At 76.5% G+C, this 9,218-nt stretch carries 12 protein-coding genes; 9 read left to right on the top strand and 3 right to left on the bottom strand.

Features of this window, described 5'->3' with window-relative positions; translation table 11 throughout:
- The first annotated feature begins 127 nt into the window (after nt 1-127).
- Together ACRYR8_RS20150 and ACRYR8_RS20145 are read left to right on the top strand one after the other, a co-directional pair.
- Complete coding sequence (locus tag ACRYR8_RS20150; protein ID WP_432486156.1) at nt 128-274, top strand: hypothetical protein; 147 nt, start codon at nt 128-130, stop codon at nt 272-274.
- 68 nt (nt 275-342) lie between these two features.
- On the top strand, nt 343-1,341 hold the full coding sequence (locus ACRYR8_RS20145) for a YihY/virulence factor BrkB family protein (protein ID WP_432486157.1): 999 nt from the start codon (nt 343-345) through the stop codon (nt 1,339-1,341).
- A gap of 39 nt (nt 1,342-1,380) precedes the next feature.
- On the opposite strand, the gene ACRYR8_RS20140 is transcribed toward ACRYR8_RS20145, so the two are convergent.
- Together ACRYR8_RS20140 and ACRYR8_RS20135 are read right to left on the bottom strand one after the other, a co-directional pair.
- On the bottom strand, nt 1,381-2,415 hold the full coding sequence (locus ACRYR8_RS20140) for an aldo/keto reductase (protein WP_432486158.1): 1,035 nt from the start codon (nt 2,413-2,415) through the stop codon (nt 1,381-1,383).
- 122 nt (nt 2,416-2,537) lie between these two features.
- Entirely contained in the window at nt 2,538-3,254 is a 717-nt protein-coding gene (locus ACRYR8_RS20135; protein WP_432486159.1) for a hypothetical protein, read from the bottom strand.
- Nucleotides 3,255-3,327: 73 nt separating this feature from the next.
- On the opposite strand from ACRYR8_RS20135, the gene ACRYR8_RS20130 reads away from it, so the two are divergent.
- Genes ACRYR8_RS20130 through ACRYR8_RS20120 form a run of 3 tightly spaced genes read left to right on the top strand, consistent with a single transcriptional unit; the run spans nt 3,328 to nt 5,817 of the window.
- The gene (locus ACRYR8_RS20130; RefSeq protein ID WP_432486191.1) at nt 3,328-4,137 is read left to right on the top strand and encodes a hypothetical protein; all 810 of its coding nucleotides are present in this window, start codon (nt 3,328-3,330) and stop codon (nt 4,135-4,137) included.
- Nucleotides 4,134-4,646 carry a SigE family RNA polymerase sigma factor gene (locus tag ACRYR8_RS20125; protein ID WP_432485621.1) on the top strand — a complete coding sequence of 171 codons (513 nt, stop codon included), beginning with the start codon at nt 4,134-4,136 and terminating at the stop codon, nt 4,644-4,646. The genes ACRYR8_RS20130 and ACRYR8_RS20125 overlap by 4 nt, the downstream gene beginning before the upstream one ends.
- Nucleotides 4,647-4,692: 46 nt before the next feature.
- The gene (locus ACRYR8_RS20120) at nt 4,693-5,817 is read left to right on the top strand and encodes a PfkB family carbohydrate kinase (RefSeq protein ID WP_432485622.1); all 1,125 of its coding nucleotides are present in this window, start codon (nt 4,693-4,695) and stop codon (nt 5,815-5,817) included.
- Nucleotides 5,818-5,834: 17 nt separating this feature from the next.
- Here the strand turns inward: ACRYR8_RS20120 and ACRYR8_RS20115 are convergent, their stop codons facing one another.
- Complete coding sequence (locus ACRYR8_RS20115; RefSeq protein WP_432485623.1) at nt 5,835-5,981, bottom strand: hypothetical protein; 147 nt, start codon at nt 5,979-5,981, stop codon at nt 5,835-5,837.
- 3 nt (nt 5,982-5,984) lie between these two features.
- Between ACRYR8_RS20115 and ACRYR8_RS20110 the strand changes: the two genes are divergently transcribed.
- The 4 genes from ACRYR8_RS20110 to ACRYR8_RS20095 all read left to right on the top strand — a co-directional run bounded on the left by ACRYR8_RS20110 (nt 5,985) and on the right by ACRYR8_RS20095 (nt 9,082).
- Nucleotides 5,985-6,131 carry a hypothetical protein gene (locus ACRYR8_RS20110; RefSeq protein ID WP_432485624.1) on the top strand — a complete coding sequence of 49 codons (147 nt, stop codon included), beginning with the start codon at nt 5,985-5,987 and terminating at the stop codon, nt 6,129-6,131.
- A 178-nt stretch (nt 6,132-6,309) separates the two neighbouring features.
- Nucleotides 6,310-7,014 (top strand): UdgX family uracil-DNA binding protein, encoded by a 705-nt coding sequence (locus ACRYR8_RS20105; RefSeq protein WP_432485625.1) that lies wholly within the window; start codon nt 6,310-6,312, stop codon nt 7,012-7,014.
- 32 nt (nt 7,015-7,046) lie between these two features.
- Nucleotides 7,047-7,700, top strand: coding sequence for a GntR family transcriptional regulator (locus ACRYR8_RS20100; RefSeq protein ID WP_432485626.1), 654 nt, complete (start codon nt 7,047-7,049; stop codon nt 7,698-7,700).
- A complete protein-coding gene (locus ACRYR8_RS20095; RefSeq protein ID WP_432485627.1) occupies nt 7,697-9,082 on the top strand; it encodes an MFS transporter in 1,386 nt (461 codons plus the stop codon). The genes ACRYR8_RS20100 and ACRYR8_RS20095 overlap by 4 nt, the downstream gene beginning before the upstream one ends.
- Nucleotides 9,083-9,218 lie beyond the last annotated feature (136 nt).

The following is a 9,218-nucleotide window of genomic DNA, read 5'->3' as shown; positions in this document are numbered from 1 at the left end:
TCTGCGCGTGGAGTCGCCCCCCCCCGCGGGGCGCGCCCCGGCCCCGGGGCGGGGGCGGGGCCCCCCCCCGCGCCGGGACCCACGAGACCCCGTCCCGCCGGGCGGGGCGCACCCCGAGGAGGACCGTGTGAGCACCGGACCCGAGGAGAGCAGCCGCCCGCCGGGCGAGGAGGACGCCGTGCAGGACAGCACGGACGACCTCGTCGGCGAGGCGCTGGACACCGACGACGCGGACGCTCCGTCCGAGCCCAGCCCGAACGCGCACATCCCCTGAAGCAGCACCCGCACCGGGGCGCCGCGCTCGGCGCGCGCCCCGGCCGCAGGAGCGGGAGAGTTGAGGACATGAGCAGGACCACCCAGCGCAACGGCACGGAGCGCGACGAGCTGTCGGTGCAGCACGGCGAGCACGGCGAGGAGGCGCAGTCCCCCCAGCAGATCCCCGCGAAGGGCTGGCTCCAGGTCTCCAAGCGGGCGTGGAGCGAGGCCAGCGACGACCAGGTGCCGCTGCTGGCGGCGGGCGTCGCGTTCAAGGCGTTCCTGGCCATCTTCCCGGCGCTGACCGCGGCGTTCCTGCTGTGGAGCCTGTTCGGCAACCCCGACCAGATCACGAACCAGATCAACCAGATCTCCGCGATCCCGGAGGAGGCGCGCAGCCTCGTCACCAGCCAGGTCGAGCACGTCAGCGAGAACAAGGCCAGCGCCGGGTGGAGCGCCGCCCTGGCCATCGTGCTGGCGCTGTGGAGCGCTTCCAGCGGCGTGCAGAACCTCATGGCCGCCACGAACATGGCCTACGACGAGGACGAGACCCGCGGTTTCGTCAAGCGCAAGGGCGTGGCCCTGCTGCTGACGCTCGGCGCGATCGTCTTCATGCTGCTGGCCATCGGGTTCATCGCCGTCGCGCCGGTCCTGGTCAACGCGCTCGGCGCCAGCGGGGTCGTGAACGTCGTCGTCGGTGTCCTGCGCTGGGTGCTGCTGCTGGGCCTGGTGCTGGTGGCCCTGGCCGTGGTGTACCGGCTGGCCCCGGACCGCGACTCGCCGCAGATGAAGTGGACCTCGGTGGGTGCGGCGGTCGCCACCGCGCTGTGGCTGATCGTGTCCATCGGGTTCTCGCTCTACGTCACGCTGGCCGGCGGCACCTCGTACACGAAGAACTACGGCGCGATGGCGGGGGTCGTCATCCTGCTGATGTGGCTGTGGCTGACCAGCTACGCCATCCTCCTCGGCGCCGAGATCAACGCCGAGTCCGAGCGCCAGACCGACCACGACACCACCGTCGGCGACCCGCAGCCCATGGGCGAGCGCGACGCCGTCGCGGCGGACCGCAAGCCCGAGGACCGCTAGGTCCCCGGGCTCGCGGGGCCGCTCAGCGCAGCCGCAGGTTCACCGTCCGCCGGTGAGCTTGCGGCTGCGCTGCTGCTCGCCGGGAACCCCGTACGGGTAGTCGGCCGGCTGCGGGTCGCTGGCGGTGTCCAGCGCGTCGAGCTCGTCGGCCTCCAGCTCCAGGTCCGCGGAACCCAGGTTGTCGCGCAGCTGCTCGAGCGTGCGCGCGCCGAGGATCACCGAGGACACCGCCGGCTGCGCCGCCAGCCACGCCAGCGACACCTGCGCCATGCTCGCCCCGCGCGCCTCCGCGACCTGCTGCACCGCGGCGATGACGTCCCAGGTGCGCTGCTGGGAGTTCCGCCGCGCGTACGCCTCCACGCCCCGTTCGGGGTTCTCGCCGAGCCTGGTGGCGCCGGTGGGGGCGTTGTCGCGCGTGTACTTGCCCGACAGCCAGCCACCGCCCAGCGGCGACCACGGCAGCAGCCCCAGGCCGTTCTCCTCCGCGGCCGGCACGATCTCCCACTCGATCTCGCGCACCAGCAGGCTGTACTGCGGCTGCAGCGTCACCGGCCGCACCAGCCCGGACGCGTCGGCCGTGCTCACGGCCTTCTGCAGCTGCCAGCCCGTGAAGTTCGACAGGCCCACGTTGTGGACCTTGCCGGCGCGCACGAACGCGTCGAGGGTCTCCAGCGTCTCCTCGATCGGGGTCCAGGGGTCCCAGGCGTGCACCTGGTACAGGTCGACCGCGTCCAGGCCCAGCCTGCGCAGCGAGGCGTCCAGCGCGCGGGTCAGGTGCCGGCGTGAGAGTCCCACGCCGTTGGGTTCGCCCGAGGTCGGGAAACGCCCCTTGGTCGCGAGCACGACGCGCTCGGTGACCTCCGCCGGTCGCGCGGCGAACCACGCGCCGACGATCTCCTCCGACGTCCCCGCGCTGTAGACGTCGGCGGTGTCGACGAGCGTCCCACCGGCTTCCACGAACGCGTCCAGCTGTGCGAACGCTCCGTCGCGGTCGGTCTCTGCGCCGAACGTCATCGTGCCGAGGGCGAGGTGGGAGACGGCGGTGCCGCTGCTGCCCAGGGTCCGGTACTCCATCGTGCGGTTCCTCCAGCCGGGTGGACTCTCGGGGGGATCCCCGCGCCCATCCTGCTCCGCGGGGCGCCGCGGCGCGCGAGGGGTCCTCGTGCGCCGCGACGGGCTCCCCGGCCGCACGGTCCTCAGCCCGCTGCGGGGCGCGGGCCCGGCTGCACCCCCCAGCGCTCCTGCGTGGTGTCGAACCGCCAGTAGTCCACCACCGCCTGCCCGCCCGCGCTGGCACGGGTCGCGAAGACGTGCCCGTCGTCGAACAGCGGGTTCGCCAGCAGGGTGAGGTCACCCTCCTCGTCGCCGATCGGCTCGCGCGGCACCAGGTCCCACGAGCCCCCGTAGTGGCTCGCCACCACCGCGTCCACGCCCGAGTGCAGCGTCCCGCCCCGCAGGTACACGATCGCGTCGGACCACAGGTCCTGCGTCACGTGCCGCCACTCCACGGCACCGCCCGCCCGGTCGGCCAGCACCGGTTCGGGCAGGTCGAACCGCGCGTCGGCCCCCCACCGCGAGCCGTCCCAGCTGAGCAGCTCCAGCACCGCCCCGGTGCCCTCGCCCGTGACGAGCGCGGCGAGGCCCGGCTGGTCGGGCGTCGCCGGGTCCATCGACACCACGTCCGCGTCCCGCGCCGCCGCCAGGTCGGCCAGCGCCTGGTCCGCTGCCGATTCCGCTGCCGAGGGCACGGCCGTCGCCGTCGCGGTGGAGGGCGCGGTGGAGGGCGCGGAGGGTGTGGTGGAGGCCGTGGGGGGTGCGGTGGAGGTCGCGGGGTCGCCGGCGGCGTCCCCGCAGGCGGCGAGCGCCAGCGCGAGCAGGACGGGGGACAGGGTGCGGGTGGTGGTGCGGTTCACGTGCAACGGACGCGCCGGCTGCCGCGTCCGTTGCACGTCGGCTCGCGCGAGCCGCGAGGAGACGGAGGCGTCGATGGAGCACGGCAGGCAGGACGAGGACCCGCTCGCCCGGGCGCTGCGCGCCCTGGGGACCAGCGACCCCGGTGTCGACGTCGTCGCCCTCACCGCGGGCGCCCGCGGCCGGGCCCGCACCGTGCGCCGCCCGCGGCGGACCACCGCCCTGGCCGTGGCGGCGGTCGCCCTCGTGGTGCCCGCGGGCCTGTCCCGGCTGCCCGGCACCGAGCCCCCGCCCAGGACCGCGGTGGCCTCCCCGGAGGCGGTCGCCGAGCTCCCCGCCGCGGCGCTGCTCGACGACGCCCCCGTGCGGGAGGTGCTCCCGGACGCGGTCGCCGACGCGGCCCCGTCCCGCGCGGACGCGGTCGGTGCGGCCGTCACCGCGGGTCTGTGCGGGGACGAGTCCTTCGCCTCCCCCGGGGCGGTCGTCGCGGCCCGCTCGGCGGGCTGGTCGGTCCAGGACACGGTCGTGCAGCCGCTGCGGCAGTCGGTGACCGAGCGGGTGCTGCTGCTGCGCGACGGCGGTGCGCGCGAGTTCGTGGCGCAGGTGCGTGAGCAGGCCGCCGGGTGCGCCACCGCGCCGGAGGGGTCCACCTCCTGGCAGGTGCGCGAGGACTCCGGGCTCGGGGACGACTCGGTCACCGGCTGGGCCCAGGTGCTGCCCGGCGACAACCCGCACTGGCGGGTGCTCGTCGTGGCCCGCGAGGGCGACGTCGTGGTGGTCCTGCGGGCGGAGGTCTTCCGGGCCGACGGTGCAGCGCTCGCCCAGCAGGTGCAGGAGCTGGCGCAGGTGGCGCTGCGGCGCGCCGCGGCGGAGGTGAGCCCGTGAGCACCGCGCTGCGCGAGGCTGCGCTGGTGCTGACCTTCGAGGAGTTCGTGGCCGTGCGCGGCCCGGCCCTCGTCCGGCTGGCGCGCGGGTTGCTGCGCGACCCCGACACCGCCGAGGACGTCGTGCAGGACGTGCTGGCGAAGGCCCTGCTGAAGTGGGGGCGGGTGTCCGCCGCCGACGACCCCGTGGCGTACGTCAACCGCATGGTCGTCAACGCGTGCACCTCCTGGTGGCGCCGCGCCGCGCGCCGCGAGCGGCCCGCCGGCGAGGACCTCCCCGAGCCCGCCGGCCGCACCCGGCCCGACGCGAGCGCCCAGCTCGCCGATCGCGACCAGCTGCTCACGGCGCTGCGCGCCCTGCCGCTGAAGCAGCGCACCGTGCTGGTGCTGCGCTACTTCGAGGACGCCTCCGACGAGCAGATCGCCGACGTGCTCGACGTCACCACCGGCACCGTGCGCAGCAACGCCCACCGCGGGCTGGCGGCGCTGCGCCGCGCGGTGGAGCGCTGAGGGACGGCCCGTTGCGGTGCGGCGGGCTGTCCCGGAGCATCGGGGCGTGCCCGACACCGCCCGGACCGACACCGCCCGGACCGCCGCCGACCCCGCGCCCGTCGGGGGCGCCGAGCCCTTCGACGTCCACGTGCGCGGCACGGTGTTCCTGGACATCGTCTTCACCGGTCTGGAGAACGAGCCGCGCCTGGGCACGGAGGTGTGGACGTCCGGGATGGGCTCGTGCCCGGGCGGCATCGCGAACATGGCCGTCGCCGCGGCACGGCTGGGGCTGCGCACCTCCCTCGCGGCGGCGTTCAGCACCGACGCCTACGGGCAGTTCTGCTGGGAGACGCTCGGGCAGCAGGAGGGGGTGGACCTGTCCACCTCCCACCGCGTCGACGACTGGCACTCGCCGGTGACCGTCTCCCTGGCCTACGGCGGGGACCGGGCGATGGTCACCCACGAGCACCCGCCCCCGGTGCCGGACCCGGTCGAGGTGCCGCCTGCGCGCGCGTGCCTGGCGCACCTGGAGGCCGACCCGCAGCCGTGGGTGCTGCGCGCGGAGAGCCAGGGCGCCCTGGTGTTCGCCGACGTGGGCTGGGACTCCTCCACGCAGTGGAGCCCGGACGTGCTGGCCGGGCTGGAGCACTGCTACGCGTTCCTGCCCAACCACGTGGAGGCGATGCGCTACACCCGCACCGACGACGCGCGCGCCGCGGTGACCGCGCTGGCCGAGCGGGTGCCGGTGGCCGTCGTCACCCGCGGCGAGGACGGCGCGGTGGCGGTCGACCAGACCACGGGGGAGAGCGCGCAGGTGCCCGGGTTGCGGCTCGAGGCGCTGGACGCCACCGGGGCCGGGGACGTGTTCGGCGCTGGGTTCCTCACCGGGACCCTGGCCGGCTGGCCGCTGGAGGACCGGCTGGCGTTCGCGAACCTGTGCGCGGGGCTGAGCGTGCAGCAGTTCGGCGGGTCGCTGTCGGCGCCGGGCTGGGGCGACATCGCCGACTGGTGGTCCCACGTGCGGCTGGGGCCGCGCACCTCCGCCACGGCCGAGCTGGTGCGCCGCTACGGGTTCCTGCGCGACGTCCTGCCGGCCGAGCACGGCCGGGCGGTGCGCCGGGCCGGGGCGACGCTGGCGGTGCGCAACGACCTGCCCGTCGGGCCCAGCGCCCCGTCGGTCCCGCGCTGAGGCCGCGGGGCGTACCGTCACAGGGACCGCACGAGGCCCGAGGGGCCCCGTCCGCCGGACCGCAGCACCACGACGGGGGAGTCCAGGGCCCGGGCCGGCACCACGCGGGACAGCGCGCCGAGCAGGCGCGAGCACGCCCGGTCGACCCGGGCGGCGAGGAGCACACCGTGGACAAGTCCCCGCGCAACGGGTCCGTCAAGAAGGTCGGCAAGTCGCTGAAGGAGAAGCGGGTGGACAAGAAGGCCAAGACCGCCGGTCGCGGCGCGGCCGCCGCCGTCGCCGACAGCGTCACCGGCTCCCGCAAGGGCCGCTGAGCGTCCGGGGTGCCCCGCCGCGGCGGGGCGCCCCCCCGCCCCCGCCCCGCGCCCCCCCCCCCCCCCCGCGCCCCCCCCCCCCCCCCCCCCCCCCCCCCCCCCCCCCCCCCCCCCCCCCCCCCCCCCCCCGCCGCGCCCGCGGCGCGCGCCCGCCCGGGGCCGGGGCCATGATCGGGGGGTGAGCGATCCCGCGCCGGACACCGCGACCCGCACCCCGCACGGCACCCCCGAAGGCCCCGCGCACCGACCCGAGCGCCCCGGCGCGGCGCAGTGGGTCCCCCCGGGCGCGAGCGTGGAGCGACTGCGCGCAGCGGCCGCCGCGTGCCGCGGCTGCGAGCTGTGGGGACCGGCCACGCAGGTGGTGTTCTCCGCCGGTGCCGTCGACGGGCGCCTGGCGCTGGTGGGCGAGCAGCCCGGCGACCAGGAGGACCGGCGGGGGGTCCCGTTCGTCGGGCCGGCGGGCCGGCTGCTGCAGCGGGCCGTGGCCGAGGCGGGCATCGACCTGGCCACCACGTACGTCACCAACGCGGTGAAGCACTTCCGGTTCACCCGGGAAGCGCCGGGCAGGCGGCGCATCCACTCCAGTCCCGACGCCGTGCACGTGGCCGCCTGCCGGCCGTGGCTGGCGGCGGAGCTGGCGCAGGTGGACCCCGACGTCGTGGTGTGCCTGGGGGCCACGGCTGCGAAGGCGCTGCTGCCGGAGGACTTCCGCGTCACGAAGCACCGCGGGCAGCTGATCCGCCGGGCCACCTCGCGCGGGGAGAAGACCTTCCTGGGCACGATCCACCCCTCGGCGGTGCTGCGCGTGCCGGAGGCCGAGCGGGAGAGGGCGTACGCCGCACTGGTGGCGGACCTGCGGGTGGCGGCGGGGGCGCTGGGCTGACGCGGTCCTCGCCGTGCGAGGATAGATACATCATGGACACAGCTCAGGTGCACGTGGCTCCGCCCGCCGCCGAGCGCGTCTACGCCGACGTCAAGGCCGCCATCCTCGACCGCTCCCTGCCCGGCGGGCACCTGCTCACCGAGGGTGAGGTCGCCGAGCGCGTCGGCGTCTCGCGCACCCCCGTGCGCGAGGGCCTGCTGCGCCTGCAGGCCGAGGGGCTGGTGCACCTCATCCCCAAGCGCGGCGCGCTCGTCGTGCCCGTCTCCCCCGCCGAGGTCGAGGACGTCCTGGAGGCCCGCGAGCTCGTCGAGGTCCACACCGCCGCCCGCGCCTGGGAGCTGCGCGCCGAGCTGACCGGCCCGCTGGCCGGGCACCTGGACGCCATGCGCGCCGCCCGCGAGGCCGGCGACGCCTGGGCCTTCACCGCCGCCGACCGCGCCTTCCACGCCACCGTGGTGCGCGCCGCCGGCAACGAGATCCTCGCCGGGCTGTACGACACCCTGCGCGACCGGCAGATGCGCATGGGCGTGGCCATCGTCCGCGGCTCCCGCGAGCGCATGGGCACCACGCTCGACCAGCACGCCGCGCTGCTGGAGGCGCTGGCCGGTGAGGACCGCGAGCACTGGCTGCAGCTCGTGCGCGAGCACGTGCGCGGTGCCGGGCAGCGGCTGCGGGCCGCCCGGTGAGCGGCGCCGGTCCCACCACCGCCGGCACCGGGAGCGGTGCGGCGCCGCGCGGCGCCCGGCTGGTCTTCGCCGTGGGGGCCGCCGCCTACGTGGTCACCGTCGCCAACCGCACCTCCCTGGCAGCCGCCGGCCTCGAGGCGCAGGAGCGCTACGCCATCGGCGCCGGCGCCCTCTCCAGCTTCGCCGTGCTGCAGTTCCTCGTCTACGCCGCGCTGCAGGTCCCCGTCGGCGTGCTCATCGACCGCTGGGGCCCGCGCCGCCTCGTCGTGCTCGGCGGCGCCACCATGGGTGCCGGGCAGCTCCTGCTGGCCCTGAGCAGCGAGACGTGGCAGGCCGTGCTGGCCCGCGTCCTCGTCGGTGCCGGCGACGCCGCCACCTTCACCTCCGTCGTCCGCCTGGTCACCAACTGGTTCCCGCCGCGGCGGGTGCCCGTGATGACCCAGCTCGTCGGCCTGTTCGGCCAGCTGGGGCAGGTGTTCAGCGTCGTCCCGCTGGTCGCGCTGCTGCACGGGCCCGGCTGGACGCCCGCCTACGCCGGCATGGCCGCGTTCAGCGTCCTGGCGGCGGTCCTGGCGGTCCTCGTGCTGCGCGACGTGCCGCCCGGCGCCCCCGACCCCCGCACCCGCCGCGGCGCCCGGCAGGTCGCCGGTGACCTGCGCGACGCGCTGCGCCACCCCGGCACCCGGCTGGGGCTGTGGACCCACTGGGCCACCCCGTTCGCCGGCAACGCCTTCGCCGTGCTGTGGGGCTACCCGTTCCTCGTCTCCGGCCAGGGCCTGTCCACCGGGACCACCGGCGCCCTGCTGACCCTCTACACCGTCGTCGCCGCCGCCACCGGCCCGCTCATGGGCACCCTCGTGGCCCGGCACCCGCTGCGCCGTTCCTGGATCGTGCTGACCGTGGTCACCGGCCAGGCCGCCGCGTGGGCGGCCGTGCTGGCCTGGCCCGGCCGCGCGCCCCTGGCCCTGCTCGTGCTGCTCGTGGTCGTCCTGGGCACCGGCGTGCCCGGGTCGATGATCGGCTTCGACTACGCCCGCACCTCCAACCCCGCCCACCGCCTCGGGGGGGCCACCGGCATGACCAACGTCATGGGCTTCACCTCCACCGTCGTGGTCGTGCTCGCCGTCGGCGTGGTGCTGGACCTGCAGGGTGCCGGCAGCCCCGGCGCCTACTCCCTGGGCGCCTTCAAGCTCGCCTTCGCCGTGCAGTTCCCGCTGTGGGCGCTCGGCGTCGCCGGCATCCTCGTCAACCGCCGCCGCACCCGTGAGCTGCTGGCGCGCGAGGGGGTCGTGGTGCCCCGGATGCGCGAGGCGGTGCGCCGCGACCGCGCCGCACGCCGCTCGCGTTCCGGCGGCTCCGGCCGGGACGGCGCGTTGACCTGACCGGCCGTGCTCAGCACAGCCAGTCCAGGACCGCGGCCGCGGTCCACGACTGGTGGATGGTGGGCAGGGGCTCGCCGTTGAGCGCGTCGTAGTAGTCCGGGAAGTCCCCGCGCCCCACCACGCCCAGCCCCACGAC

It is taken from the genome of Kineococcus esterisolvens (assembly GCF_050871405.1).
Taxonomy (GTDB): Bacteria; Actinomycetota; Actinomycetes; order Actinomycetales; family Kineococcaceae; genus Kineococcus.
The sequence above is the reverse complement of the archived record's forward strand: the minus strand, read 5'-3'. Positions and strand labels throughout refer to the sequence as shown.